This is a genomic window from Antarcticimicrobium sp., assembly GCF_029212575.1.
Classification (GTDB): domain Bacteria; phylum Pseudomonadota; class Alphaproteobacteria; order Rhodobacterales; family Rhodobacteraceae; genus Antarcticimicrobium.
In genome coordinates this window covers 63,682-80,056 of sequence record NZ_JARGPK010000081.1, presented here as the reverse complement: position 1 = coordinate 80,056, position 16,375 = coordinate 63,682, and the positions used below count along the sequence as shown (strand labels likewise).

Sequence of the window (16,375 nt, the reverse complement as noted above, 5' to 3'; positions counted from 1 at the left end):
TGTCCCCTGTGCCCGTGCCTCTGCCGTTTTGAACAACTTATATATGGCCTTTTGGACAAGATCACGTCATTCACTACAGAATGAGTGAAATTGAGCATAGTGCCGCCGCATCCAGTGCGAATGCGCGGGCCGGCGGGCCAGCGGGCGGGTCGGGGCGGCTGAAAAAGACCATCGTCATGGTCGGCATGATGGGCGCCGGCAAGACCGCCGTGGGCCGGGCGCTGGCGGCGCGGCTCGGGGTGCCGTTCCTTGACAGCGACCACGAGATCGAATCGGCCGCCAACATGACCATCCCCGAGATCTTCGCCCGCGACGGCGAGGCGTTCTTTCGCAAGAAAGAGGCCCAGGTGATCGCGCGCCTGCTGGAGGACGCGCGCGGTGTGCTGTCCACCGGCGGCGGTGCGTTCCTGTCGGCTGCGAATCGCAGGACCATCTCGGACAAGGGCGTTGCGATCTGGCTGAACGCGGATCTTCCGGTGCTGTGGAGCCGGGTGCGCCACCGCGACACCCGCCCGCTTTTGAAAACCCCCGACCCGCAAGCGACGCTGCGCGATCTTTACGACCAGCGCGTGCCGTTCTACGCCGAGGCCGATCTTGTCGTGGTCTCGGATGCGCAGACCTCGGTCGAGGGGATGGTGGACCGGGTGCTGGCCGCGCTGGCGACGCGCCCCGATGTATTGGAGCCGGAAGAATGAATGAATGCGTCCATGTGGCCCTGGGCGAGCGGGCCTATGACGTGCAGATCGGCCCGGGCCTGATAGATGAGGCGGGCGCGCGCATCGCGCCTTTGCTGGCGCGGCCAAGGGTGGCGGTGCTGACCGATGAGACGGTCGCCGGGCTGCACCTGGAGGCGCTGCGCGCCGGGCTTGCCGCCGCGGGCATCGAGATGGTGTCGCTGGCGCTGCCGCCGGGCGAGGCGACCAAGGGCTGGCCGCAGTTCACCCGCGCCGTCGAATGGCTGCTGGAACAAAGGGTCGAGCGGCGCGACATCGTCGTCGCCCTCGGCGGCGGGGTGATCGGCGACCTGGCGGGGTTCGCCGCCGCCGTGCTGCGCCGGGGCGTGCGCTTTGTCCAGATCCCCACCTCGCTGCTGGCGCAGGTCGACAGCTCGGTTGGCGGCAAGACCGGGATCAACACGGCACAGGGCAAGAACCTGGTCGGTGCCTTTCATCAGCCCGCGCTGGTGCTGGCCGATACAGCCGTGCTGGCCACGCTGACACCGCGCGATTTCCTGGCCGGTTACGGCGAGGTGGTGAAATACGGTCTGTTGGGGGATGCGGAGTTCTTCGACTGGCTGGAGGTCGAAGCGCCGGCGATGGCAGGGGGCGACATGGGCGCGCGGGTGCGCGCGGTGACCCGGTCGGTGCAGATGAAGGCCGATATCGTGGTGTGCGACGAGACCGAGCAGGGCGACCGCGCGCTGTTGAACCTTGGCCATACCTTCTGCCACGCGCTGGAGGCGGCAACCGGATACTCCGACCGGCTGCTGCATGGCGAGGGGGTGGCGATTGGCTGCGCGCTGGCGTTCGAGCTGTCGTCGCGGCTGGGCCTGTGTTCGCAGGAAGACCCCAGCCGGGTACGGGCGCATCTGCGGGCGATGGGGATGAAGGTGGATCTGGCCGACATTCCGGGCGATCTGCCGGATGCGGCGGGGCTATTGGGCCTGATGGCGCAGGACAAAAAGGTGGTGGACGGGCAGTTGCGGTTCATCCTGGCCCGTGGAATCGGGCAGGCCTTCGTGACCTCGGATGTGCCGGGGCACGCCGTGCACGGGTTGCTGGAGGAGGCGCTGGCGGCGCGGTGACGCCGGCCGCAGGCCCATCGGTGGTGGTCAGCGGCCGTTGATCACCATCAGTTCGCCCACGTTCTCGCGGGTGATATAGCCGACCATGTTGCCCTTGCTGTCGGTGACGGCCACCGCCGGCGCGCCCTTGTAAAACACGTCCAGCACCTTTTCCAGCCGGGCGTTCAGGGTCAGGTGGGGGATCTTGGTGTCCATGATCTCCGACACCGGGCGGCTGCGCGGCCCCTCCTGCGCCAGTGCTGAGAACAGGGCGTTTCGGGTGACGAAGCCGAGGAATATTCCGTCGGTGTCGATCACCGGAAACTCGTGCTGGGTGGTGTGCACCAGTGCCGAGGCGGCGGCCTGCAGCGTGTCGCCAGGTGTCAGGCTCTCATAGCTGGTGATGGTGGCGTCGCGCGCGCTGAGTTGCCGGGCCACGGCGCGCATCGCCACATCCTGACTTTCCGCATTGGCGGCGACGAACACGAAAACGGCGATCAGGATCAGCATCGGGTTGCCGGTGCTCAGCCCGGCGAAGCCGAACAGAAAGGCCACGATCTGACCCGCCATTGCGGCCATGCGGGTGGCCTTGACCCGGTCGGTGACCAGCGACAGCAGGGCGCGGAACACGCGGCCGCCGTCCATCGGGAAAGCCGGGATCAGGTTGAACAGGGCGAGAAAGAGATTGACGAAAGCGAGCCGACCGAAAAAGCCCGGTCCGCTCAGATCCATCTCACCGGCGATATCGAAGGTCATCTCGGCCCCGGCCAGCATGAGAATGGCCCAGATCGCCACGTTGACCATCGGGCCGGCGATCGCGACGAGGATCTCATGCGCCGGTTTCTCCGGCATCCGTTCCAGCCGGGCCAGCCCGCCGATCGGCAGCAGGGTGATGTCGGGCGTCTTGATGCCATAGCGGCGCGCGGTCAGGGCGTGGCCGAACTCATGCGCAACCACGCAGGCAAAGAGCGCGAGGACAAACACCACGTTCTCCAGCGCCGCCGGCCAGCCGCCATCGGCATAGGCGACATAGCCGATCCAGGCCAGCAGCAGGAAGAAGGTGACATGCACCCTCAGTTCCGAGCCGAACAACCTGCCGATGGAGAAAGACCAGCCCATGTTGCCACCTTGTCAGGAAATGAAAACGGGCGCCGCAATGCGCCCGCACCGCATCCCTGTCAGAACGGGATTTCGTCGTCGTCGATGTTGCTCGACGCACCGCCGCGGCTGCCGCCCGAAGGGGCGCCGCCGTAGGGGTCGTCCTGCGGGCCGCTGTCATAGCCGCCGCCCTGGCCACCGCCGTAGTTGCCGCCGCCGCCCTGGCCGCCGTCACGGCCGTCCAGCATGGTCAGGGTCGAGCCGAAGCCCTGCAGAACCACCTCGGTCGAGTAACGGTCCTGGCCGCTCTGGTCCTGCCATTTGCGGGTCTGCAACTGGCCTTCGATATAGACCTTGGAGCCCTTGCGCAGGTATTGCTCGGCGACCCGCACCAGGCCTTCGTTGAAGATGGCGACCGAGTGCCATTCGGTCTTTTCGCGGCGCTCTCCGGTGTTGCGGTCCTTCCAGGTCTCCGATGTGGCGATGCGCAGGTTGCACACCTTGCCGCCGTTCTGAAAGGTGCGCACCTCGGGATCGCGGCCCAGATTGCCGATGAGAATGACTTTGTTCACTGAGCCGGCCATGAGAGCCCCCGTCTTGTTTTGTCCGATTTATGCCCGAATCTGTACGATCCTTGGATGGGCACCCTATACCTCCCGCACAGAGGTTGAAACATGGTTATCGGCGTCCCGCGGCACGGCGCCGCCGATCCCCGGGCCCGGGGCGGGCGGCATGTTTCCTTTGCCGCGCGAACCTGTATAGTTGCGCCGGATTTGGTGGTTATGGGCAGGGTCGGTATGCGCAGGCTTGCGGTCGGGATTACGGTGGCAATGGGTTTGGCGATGCCGGCGGCGGCGGATATCTTTGCCACCCGCAGCCAGAAGAACCTGTTCAAGTCGCAGACCCGCGTGCTCGATACCCGCGCGGCGATCCAGTACAACGATTCCGTTCGGCTTCAGCCGCCCTCGGTCCATACGCCAAGCAAATGGGGTCCGCTGCCCTATACCGGCAAGTACAAGGGCGAGTACCTGGCCCTGGCGCGCGCGGCGGCGCAGCGTCATGACGTGCCCGAGGATCTGTTCCTGCGGCTGGTGCAGCAGGAATCGGGCTGGAACCCCAACGCCAAATCGCACAAGGGCGCGCTGGGGCTGGCGCAGCTGATGCCGGACACCGCGCGGCGGTTGGGGGTGGATCCGGCCGATCCCAAGGAAAACCTCGACGGCGGGGCGCGCTACCTGGCCAAGCAGTACCGCAAGTTCAAATCCTGGCGGCTGGCGCTTGCGGCCTATAACGCCGGACCCGAGGCGGTACGCAAGCATGGCGGCGTGCCGCCCTTCGACGAGACCCGGAATTACGTCAAGGCGATCTGGGGCAGCTAGGGGGCGCGGCGTCCCGCGCCGGGGCAATTTGCGCACCTTGCATCCGCTTCATACCTGACTATAAAACTCTGACTTTCGGATCGGATCGGATCGGGAGAGCGGAGCATGACATGGGCATTGCGGTTCGGGGGTGCGGGTCTGGTCGCGATGGCGGCGGCCTTTGCCGCACCATTGCAGGCCGCGCCGGGGTTCGATAGCTGGGAGGCCCTGGGCGAGGCGCTGTTCTTTGACCCCAACCTGTCGCGGGACCACACCCAGGCCTGTGCCACCTGTCACGATCCCAACACGGGTTTTGTCGATCCGCGCGAGACGGATCTGGGCCGCGCGGTGTCGCTGGGCGATGACGGTCATTCGCTGGGTGTGCGCAACGCGCCCACCGCCAGTTATGCGGCACTGACACCGCCGTTTCATCTGAACGCCGAGGGCAAATGGGTCGGCGGGCTGTTCCTTGACGGGCGCGCCACCGACCTTGCCGCACAGGCGGGGGGGCCGCCACTGAACCCGGTCGAAATGGCGATGCCCGATGAATCCGCCGTTGTGGCGCGGCTGCGCGAGACCCCCGAATACGTGGCGGCCCTGCAAAAGCTGGCGGGCGCCGATGTTTTCGACGACCCCGCGCGCGCCTATGCGGGCATAACGCAGGCCATTGCCGCCTTTGAGCGCACGGCGGAATTCGCCCCCTTTGACAGCAAGTACGACCGTTACCTGCGCGGCGCGTACCAGTTGACGCGGGAAGAGGACCTGGGCCGACTGCTGTTCTTTTCGCAGCAGTTCACCAACTGCAACCTCTGCCACCAGTTGAAAACCAGCTTGGTGGACCCGGCGGAGACGTTCACAAATTACGAGTACCACAACATCGGGGTGCCGGCGAACCCGGCTCTGGCGCATATGGCGGCGCCCGACCGGGGGCTGCTGGAGAACCCGTTGGTTGATGATCCGGCGCAGGCGGGCCGGTTCAAGGTGCCGACCCTGCGCAACGTGGCGGTGACCGGCCCCTACATGCACAACGGCGTGTTTGAGGATCTGCGCACGGTGGTCCTGTTTTACAACACCTACAACTCCAGGTCCGAGGCGCGGCAGATCAACCCGGAGACCGGGCAACCCTTTGCCCCGCCAGAGGTGGAGGGCACGCTTTCGATGGAGGAACTGACCACCGGGCCGGCGCTGGAGGACGTGCGCATCGACGCGCTGGTGGCGTTTCTCAAGACGCTGACCGATGCGCGGTACGAGGGGTTGTTGGAGTAGGGGCGCACCGCTCTGCCGCCCGCGACCGTCCGGCGATGGTGGCGTGTTTCGTTTCTCTCTCGGACACTCCTTATTAGTCGTTGTGACGATTTGGTTTCTCTCATTACGCGAAAACATTTGTTTCGCTTAGATGCGCCCGCTACAAATATTCCAAATTTTATTGAATTATTGGAAAAATGGATGTTGCCATGACGGGATTCATTTCAAAGGCGGCGATGGCCTTTGCCGGTGTCTGGATGGCAGCTTTGCCGGTGCAGGCCCAAACCGCAGGCGTTGGCGAGAGCTACGCGCATTACGGGGACGCGCGCGGCTGGGGCGTTTACGCGATCCAGAAGGCAGGCGGCTTTGCCGGATGCCGGGCGGTGCGCAGCGGGGCACAGGGGCAGATGATGCTGGAAAAGAGCCGTCTTGGCTGGCGCCTCATCGTGCCGACCTACCAGACCGCGCGCTTTGGCGGCGCCATCCTGGGCGTCGACAAACACGATATCGATTCGCAGTTCGGCTTCGAAGGCGGGTTCGCGTCGCGCGATCTCGGGGGGGCGGATCTGAACCTGATCCGAAACGGGTCGTTTCTCAGCGTCGAGATCATGGGGGATCCGCGGCGGGAATGGCCGCTGACCGGGTCGGCGGCGGCCATACTGAAGGCCGAGGAATGCGCAAGCAGCTATGGCGTGGCGGCGCGGCCACAGGCGCAGCAGGCCCCTGCCAGCCCCCAACCGCAGCCGCCGGTCCAGGCGCAACCGCAGACCGCCTATGCCACCTGCGAATCGATCACCACCGGGCAGTATCCCTGCGTCGTCACCAGGCACACCCCCGAGCAGGGCTATCGCGAGGCCTATCAGATCGACCCCAACGGTGGCGGCGCGCCGAGCTATTTCGTCAAGATCCGGTCAGAGTTCGAAGCCGATGTCTGGGGCATGTTCGACGGCAACGGATGGCGCTACCTCGGGGCCTGGGAACCTGTGGGGCCGAATGGCGCGTGTTCGCAGCCCAAGGGCACCCAAGGCGCCGAGGCCCTGTCGAACCTCGGCCAGGACGCCTGGAACCTCTGCGTGCGCTGAGCCCCGGACGCCAGCAGCACCGTCCGGACGGACGGACGGGCCGCCTCACTCCGCCGCGATCTTGATCACCGGTTCCATCTCGGCCAGCTTCTCGTCGCTCAGGTGGCATTTCATCTGGTGGCCCTCGGCCAGGGTGCGCACCGGCGGAACTTCGCGGTCGCACAATCCGTCCGGCACCTGGTCCTTCCAGCGGCAGCGGGTCTGGAACGGGCAGCCCGGCGGCGGGTTCATCGCCGAGGGGATGTCGCCCTCGAGCACGATGTGGGTCTTCTGAACCGAGGTATCGGCGATGGGAACGGCAGAGAGCAGCGCCTCGGTATAGGGGTGATAGGGCGGGCTGAACACCTGGTCGGTGGTGCCCAGTTCGACCACATGGCCCAGATACATCACCATCACCCGATCGCTCAGGTAGCGCACGATGGACAGGTCGTGCGAGATGAACAACAGCGTGGTCTTATGCTCGCGCTGGATCTCCATCAACAGGTCGGTGACGGCGGCCTGCACCGAGACGTCCAGCGCCGAAACCGGTTCATCCGCGACCACGATGCGGGCATCTCCGGCAAAGGCGCGGGCGATGCCGACCCGCTGTTTCTGCCCGCCCGAGAGCTGCCGCGGCATCCGTTCGGCGAAGGCGCGGGGCAGTTTCACCAGGTCGAGCAGCTCCAGCATGCGCGCCTTGCGCTCGGCCTCCGAGTTGCCGACGCCGAAGATCTCCAGCGCGCGGATGATCTGCCGGCCCACGGTCATCGACGGGTTGAGCGTGTCAAAGGGGTTCTGGAACACCATCTGCACCTCGCCCACGGTCTTGCGGTCACGGGCCTGGATCGGGATCTGTTCGATGTTGCGCCCGTCGAGCAGGATCTCGCCGTCGGTCGCCGTCTCCAGCCCCATCAGGACCTTGGCAAAGGTGGATTTGCCGCAGCCGGATTCGCCGACGATGGCCAGCGTTTCGCTTTCGCGCGCCTCGAAGGTCAGCTCCTCGTTGGCCTTGACCACTTTCTTCGCGCCGCCGCCGAACAGGGCGTTGGCCGCTACCTCGTAGTATTTCTTGAGCTTGTCCATCCGCAGCACGACATCGCCGATCTCGCCCTTTTGCTTGGTCTCCATCAGTTCGGGCGGGGCCTGCCAGTCGATCTCCTGGAACTTCAGGCAGCGGGTGGCGTGGCGGTCGTTGCCGGGCACGTCGGACATCGGGATGGTCTTGGCGTCGCAGCGTCCCGCCTCGAAATAATCGCAGCGCGGGCCGAAGTTGCAGCCCCTGGGGCGTTCGTGCGGCAGCGGGAAGTTGCCCGGGATCGCCTTGAGCGGATGGGCGTTCTTGTCGGCGCCGGGCAGCGGGATCGAGCGGAACAGCGCCTGGGTATAGGGGTGCTGCATCTCGTCGAACACGTCCTCGATGCTGCCGCGCTCGACCGCCTCGCCGGAATACATCACACAGATGCGGTCGCAGGTTTCCAGAACCAGCCCGAGGTTGTGCGAGATGAACAGCATCGAGGTGCCGTATTTCTTGCCCAGATCCTTGACCAGTTCGACCACGGCGGCCTCGACGGTGACGTCGAGCGCGGTGGTCGGCTCGTCCAGGATCAGCAGCGAGGGTTCCGACATCAGCGCCATGGCGATGACGATGCGTTGCTGTTGCCCGCCCGAAAGCTGGTGCGGAAAGGAATTGAGGATGCGCTTGGGGTCGGGCAGCTTGACGTCGGTGACGACCTGGAGCGCGCGCTCGTAGGCTTCTTTCTCCGTGGTGCCCTGGTGGACCATCGGCACTTCCATCAGCTGCTTGCCGATCTTCATCGCCGGGTTCAGGCTGGCCATCGGCTCCTGGTAGATCATCGCGATCTCGTTGCCGCGGATGTGGCGCAGCTCGTCGGCGCTCATCTCGCCCATGTCGCGGCCCTTGAACTTGATCGAGCCGCCGGTGATGCGGCCGTTCTTGCCGAGATCGCGCATAACGCCCAGCGCCACGGTGGATTTGCCGCAGCCGCTTTCGCCGACCAGGCCGACCGCCTCGCCCGGTTGCACCTTGACCGAGAAATCCATCACCGCCGGGATTTCCCGCAGCCGGGTGAAGAAAGAGATCGACAACCTGTCGATGTCCAGGATCGGGCCGTCGTATTTCGGTTTCGGCATTCTTCTGGTCCCCATTGGCTTGCAGGGCCGGCGCCCCGTCTTTTTCTGGCTTCGAATGTTCCGGGGGTCCGGGGGATCGTTCATTGTTCGCCATTGGTTCGAGAACAATGGATGATGCCCCCAGTCCTCCGTCAGTCCTTGAGCGATTCCTCTCGCAGCCCGTCGGCCAGCAGGTTCAGGCCCAGCACCAGGCTGAGCAGCGCCAGCGCCGGGGGCAGGGCGGGATGCAGGTAGATCGACAGCAGCTTGCGCCCCTCGTTGATCGTGCTGCCCCAGTCCGGGCTTTCCGGCGGCAGGCCGAGGCCGAAGAAGCCCAGGGTGCCCAAGAGGATGGTGGTGTAGCCGATGCGCAGGCAGAAATCGACGATCAGCGGGCCGCGGGCGTTTGGCAGGATCTCCCACAGCATGATGTACCACGGGCCCTCGCCGCGGGTCTGGGCGGCGGCGACGTAATCGCGCGTCTTGATGTCCATCGCCAGCCCGCGGACGATGCGGAACACCGTGGGCGAGTTGACGAAGACCACCGAGACGAAGACCACAAGGATGCCGCCGGGGATGTCGAACAGATCGAGGATCTGCGGCAGCGCCGGGATCGTGATCGTCTTGGAGTTGACCAGGTAGCCATCGGTGGAGATCAGCGAGAGGTAAAGCCAGAACGCCACCCCCAGCACCCCGATCAGCAGCGGCGTGCGGAATTTCGGCTGGGTGTAATAGCGCGAGTTCAGCAGCACCGCGAGGAACACGATGGGAAAGACGAAGAGCACCGCCGCCATGTAGTTCGGCACCCCGGTATTGACGATTTCGGGGGTGACCAGCAGGTAGAACAGCAGGATCACCGGAAAGGCCAGGATCAGGTTGGCCAGGAACGACAGGAAGGTGTCGAGCCGCCCGCCGTAATACCCCGCCGGCAGGCCCAGGGTGATCCCGACCATGAAGGCGAAGAGCGTCGCCAGCGGTGCGATCTGCACCACCACCCAGGCCCCCTTGACCATGCGGCTGAACACGTCGCGCGCCAGGTTGTCGCCGCCCAGCAGGTACCAGGCGTAGTCTCCGGCCTCGGCGCCGCGCAGGGGCGTGCCCGGCACCTTGTTCTTCATCCCCGAGACCTGCGACAGGGGATCGTGGGTCACGATCAGGTCAAGCGCGCCGAACACGCCGGTGAAGACCCAGAACATGACCAGCGCAAAGCCGATCATGCCGATCGGGCTGTCGAAGAGTTTCCCGTAAAGGCCCAGCCGCCGCTTGAAGGCGGCCGAGACGGCGAAGAGGATGACCAGCGCGACCCAGACGGAGGTGAACTGGTAAAGTACGCGGGTGATGATCTCGATCCAGCCGAGAGGTTCCATGTGTCCGATCCTCCCTTATGAAATCCGGATGCGCGGGTTGAGGTAGACATAGCCGATATCCGAAATCAGCTGTGTCGCCAGCACCACGATCACCGAGACCACCGAGACCGCCAGCAGCAGTTCGATGTCGTTGTTGCCCGCCGCCTGCACCAGCGTCCAGCCGAAGCCCTTGTAGTTGAACAGGGTCTCGACGATGACCACACCGTTCAGCAGCCAGGGAAATTGCAGCATGATCACCGTGAACGGCGCGATCAGCGCGTTGCGGAGCGCGTGTTTCATCACGATGTTGCGGAACGTCACGCCCTTGAGGCGGGCGGTGCGGATGTATTGCGCCGTCATCACCTCGGTCATGCTGGCCCGCGTCATCCGCGCGATATAGCCCATGCCGTATAGCGCGATGGTCAGCACCGGCAGGAAGAAGTTTTCGAAATTGGCGCTCTCCATCGCGCTGGTGGCGGTGCCCTTGAACCATTTCAGCCCGACCGCGGATGAGGCGAAGACGGCGATGAAGATCACGCCGGAGACGTATTCGGGCGTCGCCGTGGTGATGATCGAGAAGGTCGAGAGTGATCGGTCGAGCGGCGAGCCCTCGCGCATCCCGGCCAGCACGCCGACGATCAGCGCCGAGGGCACCATCAGCACCAGAACCCAGAACATCAGCTTGCCGGTCAGACCCAGCCGGGTGCTGATGATGCCCGAAACCTCGTCGCGGAACACGGTGGAATAGCCCCAGTCGCCCTGTAGGATACCGCAGAACCGGGGTGCTGCGGCGGCCTCTTCGGCGGTCGCGGTGCCACGCAGGCAGCGGCCGGTGATGCCCTCGTCGGTTTCATGGGTCCAGCCCGGAGCCACGCCCAGCCACTGACCGTATTTCACCGGCAGCGGTTGCAGGTAACCGTTGTTGCCGAGCCAGCTGGCCACCGCCTCGTCGGACATGCGGAAGTTGCCTTGCGTCTTGGCCAGCTTTTCGAGGTTCGGGTAGAGGTTGGTCAGAAAGAACACGATGAAGGTCAGGCAAAGTGCCGTCAGGATCATCACGCCCGTCCTGCGCAGGATGAACAGTCCCATGGGGCCCCCTGTTGGTCAGGCTTCGTATCGGCCCTTTGCGGGCCTTTTCGTGGCAGGCGCGCTGCGCGCACCGCAGGGATTTGGGCCGCCCCGCACGGGACGGCCCTGTCGTTTTGGCCGGTCAGGCGGCCCAACCCCACTTGTAGTGGTGGTGTTCGTAGGTGATGTGCATGTCGGTGCCCGCAAGCCCCTCGCGCATGTGGCGGTAGAGCGACCGCCAGTAGGGCTGGATCGTCACGCCCTCTTCCTGGATCATCGCCTCGCCCTTGGCGGCGATCTCGCGGCGCTTGTCGGCATCGGCGATCGCCAGCGCGTCCTCGAGCAGCGCGTCGAACTCCGGGTTGGCCCAGCCGAACTCGTTCCAGGCCTCGCCCGAGCGATAGGCCAGCGCCCAGATCTGCACGCCAAGCGGACGGTGGTTCCAGTTGGTCGAGCTGAACGGATATTTCACCCAGTCGTTCCAGAAGGTGTTGCCGGGCAGCACCGTGCGCTTGACCTTGATGCCGGCGTCGCGCAACTGCGCGGCCACGGCGTCGGTGGTGTTGCGCCGCCAGTCGTCGTCGATCGAGATGATCTCATGCTCGAAGTCGGCCATGCCGGCCTCTTCCATCAGCGCCTTGGCGCCGGCGGGGTCGGCCTTGACCTTGGGCAGTTCGGCGTATTCGGGATGGATCCGGCAGACATGGTGGTTTTCGGCCACCTCGCCCCGGTTGCCATAGCCCAGTTCGAGACAGACGGCGTTGTCGACCGCCATCGCCAGCGCCTTGCGCACGCGCTTGTCGGCATAGGGTTTCTTGCCGTCGATCTCGGCCAGTTGGTTGGGACGGATCACGATGGTCGCGGCGGTCACCACCTCGGACTGGACCAGGCCGATGTCGTTCATGATGTCGATGAACTCGCCCACCGACTCATAGAGCATGTCGACCTCTTCGGATTCGATCGCCGCCAGCCAGGCCGATGGATCGGTGCCGTAGTCGATGTACTCGATGGTGTCGAGGTAGGGGCCGCCATAGACCTCGGTGCCCCACCAGGTGTGATCGGCGGCGCGTTCCAGCGTGGCGCCGACGCCGACCTCGATATTGGTCAGCTTGTAGGGGCCGGTGCCGATCAGGTCGTTCGGGTTGGCCGGGTCGTAGCTGGCATGCACCACGGCGGCCGGGTAGTCGGCGAGGCCGGGGATGATCGAGATGTCCGGCGTCGCGCATTTGAGCAGCACGGTGGAGGCATCGACCACGGTGATCGCGCCGTCGCGGGCCTTGCCGGTGTCGGGATCGACCAGCGAGCCGACGCGCGCGGCCATCGAGTTGCCCTCGACGTCCTTCTCGCACCAGCGGGCGATGTTGCGGGCCACGTCCTCGGCGGTGAAATCGTCGCCGTTGTGCCACTTGGCGCCCTGCCGCACCTTCAGCGTGTATTCGGTGGCATCGTCGTTCACCGACCAGCTTTCGAGCAGCATGCCCCGGAACGAGCCGTCATTGTTGTATTCGACCAGGTATTCGCAGGTGCCGCGGGTGGCACAGGCGATTTCCGACCAGTCGGCGGTGCGGGTGTCCTTCAGGGCCTTGACCTGCATCTGGACGCGCAGCGTGCCGCCCGCCTTGGGGGTGGCGGCCTGCGCCATGCCGGGCGCCGCGGCGCCGATCAGGCCGTAGGCGGCCGTCGCCGAAACGCCGAGAGCCGTGGCGCGGGTCAGAAACTCGCGCCGGCTGAGCTTGCCATCCCTGTACTCCTGGGCGTGCATATGCGCCGCCGGGTGGATGGGTCTTCCGTTGAGTGTCGGGTTGTTCATTTAGATCTCCCTGTGTGCCAGTGGTTCAGGCTGAGTTTTGTTGGCCGGCGCGGATTTGGCCGGCGCCGTTCCGGGTGAAAGTCTGCGTCTCTTTCCGGATGTCCCCCATGACCTTCATTCGGCATCAGAAATGCACATCCGTCAACGGTTTGAATTAGCATTGCATTGTAGGAAAGCGACATCAACAGGTCAAAAACCGACAAGACGCTTTTGCGATCCAGTTACGCGGCGGGTCGCACCGATTTGCGCAACGCCGTCGGTGTCTTTTGCGTGTGCTGCTGGATGAAGCGGGTGAAATAGGCCGCGCTGCCAAATCCGAGATGGCGCGCGATGTCCTGCACCGGGACATCGGTTGTGATCAGCAGGCGCCGTGCGGCGTGCAGTTGACGCTCGGTCAGCAGGGTGGCGGCGGTGCGCCCGGTCTCGGCCCGGCAGACCCGCGTCAGGTGGGTCGGGGTGACCCCGAGCGCCTCGGCATGGTTGGCCATACTGGCGCCGCTGGCATACTCCCGAACCAGCCGTTCGCAATAGGCAATCACCAGCCGCCGGGCCGCGCTGTGCCTGGGGGCGGGGTCCTCGGGCAGGTGCCGGCGCAACCAGACTGCCATCAGATCGCCATAGGCGCGCATTGCTGAATGGAAAAGCGGGCGATGCGCGTTCTGCTCGCGCCCCATCGCCTCGAACAGGGCGGTCAGCTCGGCCTGGGCCGCGACGTCGCGAACGCGCAGGTGTTGCACCGATTGCGGCAGGGCCAGGTTGGCGCTGTCCGGGATCACCAGCGCCTGGCCGAACCCGTTGCGCATCAATTCGATCGCCATCAGGTTGCGGGCCGGGATGAACAGGGCGTTATGCGTGCCGATGCCGCGCCGCACCCCGTCGAGCAGCGCGACGCCCTGGCCCTTGGTGATCCAGATCAGCAGATGCTCGGCCCGGTCATGGGCAAGTTCGAGCTGCCACGCCCCGGCTTTTGCCAGTTGCGCCAATGTGACCAGACGCAGGTCGTCCATTTCGTTTGGATCGAAGGGCATTGGCAAAAAATGTCTGTCATCATCGGGGGTTATACCCGGTTTTACACCACAAAAACCGGCCGCGGACAAGTCTGGCGCTCACCCTGCGGGGCGGACCTGCTGCCAGTGGCGCATTTTCGCGCGAAACCAGGTGCGTTGCCGCTTGGCGAACCGGCGGGTGGCGATGGTGGCCCGGTCCCGCGCCTCGTCAAGGGTACATCGGCCCTCGATATAGGCCATCAGCTCCGGCACGCCGATCGCGCGAAAGGCGGGCAGGGCGGGGGTGTAGTGGTCGCGCATGGCCGCCACCTCGTCGACCGCGCCCTGTGCCAGCATCGCGTCGAACCGCCGCGCGATGCGGTCGAGGAGCCAGTCCCTGGGAACGTCGAACAGCAGCGGCACGGCGGCGGCGAGCGGCAGCAGCGGCGGCGGCGTGTCGGCCTGCCAGTCGGCCAACGGGCGGCCGGTGGCGCGCTGCACCTCCCAGGCGCGCTGGACTCGCGCCCGGTTTTGCCGGTCCAGGCCCGCGGCGGTCGCCGGGTCGAGATCGGCGAGCAGGGTGTCGAGCGGGATCAGATCGGCCTCGGCGCGCAATTCCGGCGGGGTCGGCGGGATCTCGGCCAACCCCACGGTCAGCGCGGTGAAATAAAGCCCGGTGCCGCCCACGATGATCGGGCGTCGGCCGGACCGGAGCAGAGGCGCCACCTCGCGCAGCCAGTGACCGGCGGAATATTGCGCGTCGCAGGGGACATGGCCGTAAAGCCGATGCGGCGCCTGCGCCTCTTCCGCCTCGCTGGGCCGCGCGGTGACGATGCGCCAGCAGGAAAACACCTGGCTGGCGTCGGCGTTCACCACCACGCCGCCGCGCTTCTGGGCGATTTCCAGCGCCAGCGCCGACTTGCCCGAGGCGGTGGGCCCCGCGATCAGCACCGGCCGGTCGTCGGGAAATTCGGAAAGCTTGCTCGGATTCAGCATGTCGGCCTGTTGGAAACCGTCGAAACCCGCCCCGGTCCGGCGGTTGGCGCATTGAACCTTGCGGCGAATTCCGACATTTTGCGCGAAAATAACCCCGTGCCGGAGAGAAGCGCAACATGACCTCGTCCAATTCCCCCGAACCGCAACCGAAAAAGACGACGTACAAACGTGTGCTGCTGAAGATCTCCGGCGAGGCCCTGATGGGCGACCAGGGGTTTGGCCTGCACCCGCCGACCGTCCAGCGCGTCGCGCAGGAGGTCAAATCGGTGCACGAGATGGGCGTCGAGATCTGCATGGTGATCGGCGGCGGCAACGTGTTTCGCGGGTTGCAGGGCAGCGCCCAGGGGATGGAGCGGACCACCGCCGATTACATGGGGATGCTGGCCACGGTGATGAACGCCCTGGCGATGCAGAGCGCGCTGGAGGGGATCGGTGTGTTCACCCGGGTGATCAGCGCGATCCGCATGGACGAGGTCTGCGAGCCCTACATCCGCCGCCGCGCGGTGCGCCACCTGGAGAAAAAGCGGGTCTGCATCTTTGCCGCCGGCACCGGAAACCCCTATTTCACCACCGACACCGCGGCGACGCTGCGTGCCAACGAAATGGCCTGCGAGGCGATCTTCAAGGGCACCAAGGTGGACGGCGTCTATGACAAGGATCCGGTGAAACACGCCGATGCCAAGCGCTATGACGAGGTCAGCTACGACGACGTGCTGGCCAAGCGGCTGGGGGTGATGGATGCCAGCGCCATCGCGCTGGCGCGCGACAACAACCTGCCGATCATCGTGTTCTCGCTGGACGAACCGGGCGGGTTCAAGGGCATCCTCGCGGGCGAGGGCACCTATACAAAGGTACGCGGCTAGGGGTATAGACCGCGCAAGCATGTAACATGCAGGCGACAATCCTAAGCATGGGGAGAGGGCAGACATGTCCGATGATTTTGAACTCGATACCGACGATCTGAAACGCCGCATGGATGGCGCCATGGCCAATCTGCGCACCGAGTTCGCCTCGCTGCGTACCGGTCGGGCCAGCGCCTCGATGCTGGAGCCGGTGATGGTCGATGCCTATGGCAGCATGACGCCGATCAACCAGGTCGGCACCGTCAACGTGCCCGAGCCGCGCATGGTCACCATCAACGTCTGGGACAAGGGCCTGGTCGGAAAGGTCGAAAAGGCGATCCGTGAAAGCGGGCTGGGGATCAACCCGCAGCTCAACGGCACCATCATCATGCTGCCGATCCCGGAGCTGAACGAGGAGCGCCGGCGCGAGCTGACCAAGGTCGCCGGCCAGTATGCCGAACACGCCCGGGTTTCGATTCGCAACGTGCGCCGCGACGGCATGGACCAGATCAAGAAGGCCAAGGCCGACGGCATGTCCGAGGACGACCAGAAGTTCTGGGAGACCGAGGTGCAGGAGCTGACCGACAAGATGATCGCCGCCGTCGACGGGTCGCTGGAGACCAAGCAAGCCGAGATCATGCAGGTCTGAACG

The 16,375-nt window shown here is 65.4% G+C and carries 15 protein-coding genes; 7 read left to right on the top strand and 8 right to left on the bottom strand.

From position 1 onward, the window contains the following. Nucleotides 1-80: 80 nt before the first annotated feature. Nucleotides 81-695 carry a shikimate kinase gene (locus P1U75_RS17700; RefSeq protein WP_300245580.1) on the top strand — a complete coding sequence of 205 codons (615 nt, stop codon included), beginning with the start codon at nucleotides 81-83 and terminating at the stop codon, nucleotides 693-695. Then, nucleotides 692-1,804, top strand: coding sequence for a 3-dehydroquinate synthase (aroB, locus tag P1U75_RS17695; RefSeq protein ID WP_300245578.1), 1,113 nt, complete (start codon nucleotides 692-694; stop codon nucleotides 1,802-1,804). Before P1U75_RS17700 ends, aroB begins: the two co-directional genes overlap by 4 nt. A 27-nt stretch (nucleotides 1,805-1,831) precedes the next feature. Here aroB and P1U75_RS17690 read toward each other — a convergent pair whose 3' ends face one another. Both P1U75_RS17690 and P1U75_RS17685 read right to left on the bottom strand, forming a co-directional pair. After that, nucleotides 1,832-2,902: a site-2 protease family protein gene (locus tag P1U75_RS17690; RefSeq protein WP_300245576.1), complete on the bottom strand. Its 1,071-nt coding sequence runs from the start codon at nucleotides 2,900-2,902 to the stop codon at nucleotides 1,832-1,834. A 59-nt stretch (nucleotides 2,903-2,961) separates the two neighbouring features. Beyond that, a complete protein-coding gene (locus P1U75_RS17685; protein ID WP_300245574.1) occupies nucleotides 2,962-3,465 on the bottom strand; it encodes a single-stranded DNA-binding protein in 504 nt (167 codons plus the stop codon). 213 nt (nucleotides 3,466-3,678) lie between these two features. Between P1U75_RS17685 and P1U75_RS17680 the strand changes: the two genes are divergently transcribed. The 3 genes from P1U75_RS17680 to P1U75_RS17670 all read left to right on the top strand — a co-directional run bounded on the left by P1U75_RS17680 (nucleotide 3,679) and on the right by P1U75_RS17670 (nucleotide 6,566). Further along, nucleotides 3,679-4,260, top strand: coding sequence for a lytic transglycosylase domain-containing protein (locus P1U75_RS17680; protein ID WP_300245573.1), 582 nt, complete (start codon nucleotides 3,679-3,681; stop codon nucleotides 4,258-4,260). A gap of 105 nt (nucleotides 4,261-4,365) precedes the next feature. After that, on the top strand, nucleotides 4,366-5,505 hold the full coding sequence (locus P1U75_RS17675) for a cytochrome c peroxidase (protein WP_300245572.1): 1,140 nt from the start codon (nucleotides 4,366-4,368) through the stop codon (nucleotides 5,503-5,505). Nucleotides 5,506-5,693: 188 nt separating this feature from the next. Beyond that, nucleotides 5,694-6,566, top strand: coding sequence for a hypothetical protein (locus P1U75_RS17670; protein WP_300245569.1), 873 nt, complete (start codon nucleotides 5,694-5,696; stop codon nucleotides 6,564-6,566). Nucleotides 6,567-6,611: 45 nt separating this feature from the next. Here P1U75_RS17670 and P1U75_RS17665 read toward each other — a convergent pair whose 3' ends face one another. The 6 genes from P1U75_RS17665 to miaA form a co-directional block, all read right to left on the bottom strand. After that, nucleotides 6,612-8,696, bottom strand: coding sequence for an ABC transporter ATP-binding protein (locus tag P1U75_RS17665; RefSeq protein ID WP_300245568.1), 2,085 nt, complete (start codon nucleotides 8,694-8,696; stop codon nucleotides 6,612-6,614). 131 nt (nucleotides 8,697-8,827) lie between these two features. Then, nucleotides 8,828-10,042: an ABC transporter permease gene (locus P1U75_RS17660; protein ID WP_300245565.1), complete on the bottom strand. Its 1,215-nt coding sequence runs from the start codon at nucleotides 10,040-10,042 to the stop codon at nucleotides 8,828-8,830. Between the two features lie 15 nt (nucleotides 10,043-10,057). Next, entirely contained in the window at nucleotides 10,058-11,110 is a 1,053-nt protein-coding gene (locus tag P1U75_RS17655; RefSeq protein ID WP_300245563.1) for an ABC transporter permease, read from the bottom strand. A 121-nt stretch (nucleotides 11,111-11,231) separates the two neighbouring features. Next, nucleotides 11,232-12,899 (bottom strand): ABC transporter substrate-binding protein, encoded by a 1,668-nt coding sequence (locus P1U75_RS17650; RefSeq protein WP_300245561.1) that lies wholly within the window; start codon nucleotides 12,897-12,899, stop codon nucleotides 11,232-11,234. Between the two features lie 221 nt (nucleotides 12,900-13,120). Further along, complete coding sequence (locus tag P1U75_RS17645) at nucleotides 13,121-13,927, bottom strand: AraC family transcriptional regulator (RefSeq protein ID WP_300245560.1); 807 nt, start codon at nucleotides 13,925-13,927, stop codon at nucleotides 13,121-13,123. A gap of 78 nt (nucleotides 13,928-14,005) precedes the next feature. Beyond that, nucleotides 14,006-14,881, bottom strand: a complete 876-nt coding sequence (miaA, locus tag P1U75_RS17640; RefSeq protein ID WP_300245559.1) for a tRNA (adenosine(37)-N6)-dimethylallyltransferase MiaA — start codon at nucleotides 14,879-14,881, stop codon at nucleotides 14,006-14,008. A 116-nt stretch (nucleotides 14,882-14,997) separates the two neighbouring features. Here miaA and pyrH point away from each other — a divergent pair, with 116 nt between their 5' ends. Next, nucleotides 14,998-15,744 carry a UMP kinase gene (pyrH, locus tag P1U75_RS17635; protein ID WP_300245557.1) on the top strand — a complete coding sequence of 249 codons (747 nt, stop codon included), beginning with the start codon at nucleotides 14,998-15,000 and terminating at the stop codon, nucleotides 15,742-15,744. Between the two features lie 64 nt (nucleotides 15,745-15,808). Continuing rightward, nucleotides 15,809-16,372, top strand: coding sequence for a ribosome recycling factor (frr, locus tag P1U75_RS17630; RefSeq protein WP_300245554.1), 564 nt, complete (start codon nucleotides 15,809-15,811; stop codon nucleotides 16,370-16,372). Nucleotides 16,373-16,375: the final 3 nt, after the last annotated feature.

Excerpts from the sequence above, each read along its gene's own strand:
- miaA (WP_300245559.1), bottom strand. The coding sequence starts at position 14,881 with ATGCTGAATCCGAGCAAGCTTTCCGAATTTCCCGACGACCGGCCGGTG.
- P1U75_RS17655 (WP_300245563.1), bottom strand. The coding sequence starts at position 11,110 with ATGGGACTGTTCATCCTGCGCAGGACGGGCGTGATGATCCTGACGGCA.
- frr (WP_300245554.1), top strand. The coding sequence starts at position 15,809 with ATGTCCGATGATTTTGAACTCGATACCGACGATCTGAAACGCCGCATG.
- P1U75_RS17670 (WP_300245569.1), top strand. The coding sequence starts at position 5,694 with ATGACGGGATTCATTTCAAAGGCGGCGATGGCCTTTGCCGGTGTCTGG.
- P1U75_RS17665 (WP_300245568.1), bottom strand. The coding sequence starts at position 8,696 with ATGCCGAAACCGAAATACGACGGCCCGATCCTGGACATCGACAGGTTG.
- aroB (WP_300245578.1), top strand. The coding sequence starts at position 692 with ATGAATGAATGCGTCCATGTGGCCCTGGGCGAGCGGGCCTATGACGTG.
- P1U75_RS17645 (WP_300245560.1), bottom strand. The coding sequence starts at position 13,927 with ATGCCCTTCGATCCAAACGAAATGGACGACCTGCGTCTGGTCACATTG.
- P1U75_RS17690 (WP_300245576.1), bottom strand. The coding sequence starts at position 2,902 with ATGGGCTGGTCTTTCTCCATCGGCAGGTTGTTCGGCTCGGAACTGAGG.
- P1U75_RS17685 (WP_300245574.1), bottom strand. The coding sequence starts at position 3,465 with ATGGCCGGCTCAGTGAACAAAGTCATTCTCATCGGCAATCTGGGCCGC.
- P1U75_RS17700 (WP_300245580.1), top strand. The coding sequence starts at position 81 with ATGAGTGAAATTGAGCATAGTGCCGCCGCATCCAGTGCGAATGCGCGG.
- P1U75_RS17660 (WP_300245565.1), bottom strand. The coding sequence starts at position 10,042 with ATGGAACCTCTCGGCTGGATCGAGATCATCACCCGCGTACTTTACCAG.
- P1U75_RS17680 (WP_300245573.1), top strand. The coding sequence starts at position 3,679 with ATGCGCAGGCTTGCGGTCGGGATTACGGTGGCAATGGGTTTGGCGATG.
- P1U75_RS17650 (WP_300245561.1), bottom strand. The coding sequence starts at position 12,899 with ATGAACAACCCGACACTCAACGGAAGACCCATCCACCCGGCGGCGCAT.
- P1U75_RS17675 (WP_300245572.1), top strand. The coding sequence starts at position 4,366 with ATGACATGGGCATTGCGGTTCGGGGGTGCGGGTCTGGTCGCGATGGCG.
- pyrH (WP_300245557.1), top strand. The coding sequence starts at position 14,998 with ATGACCTCGTCCAATTCCCCCGAACCGCAACCGAAAAAGACGACGTAC.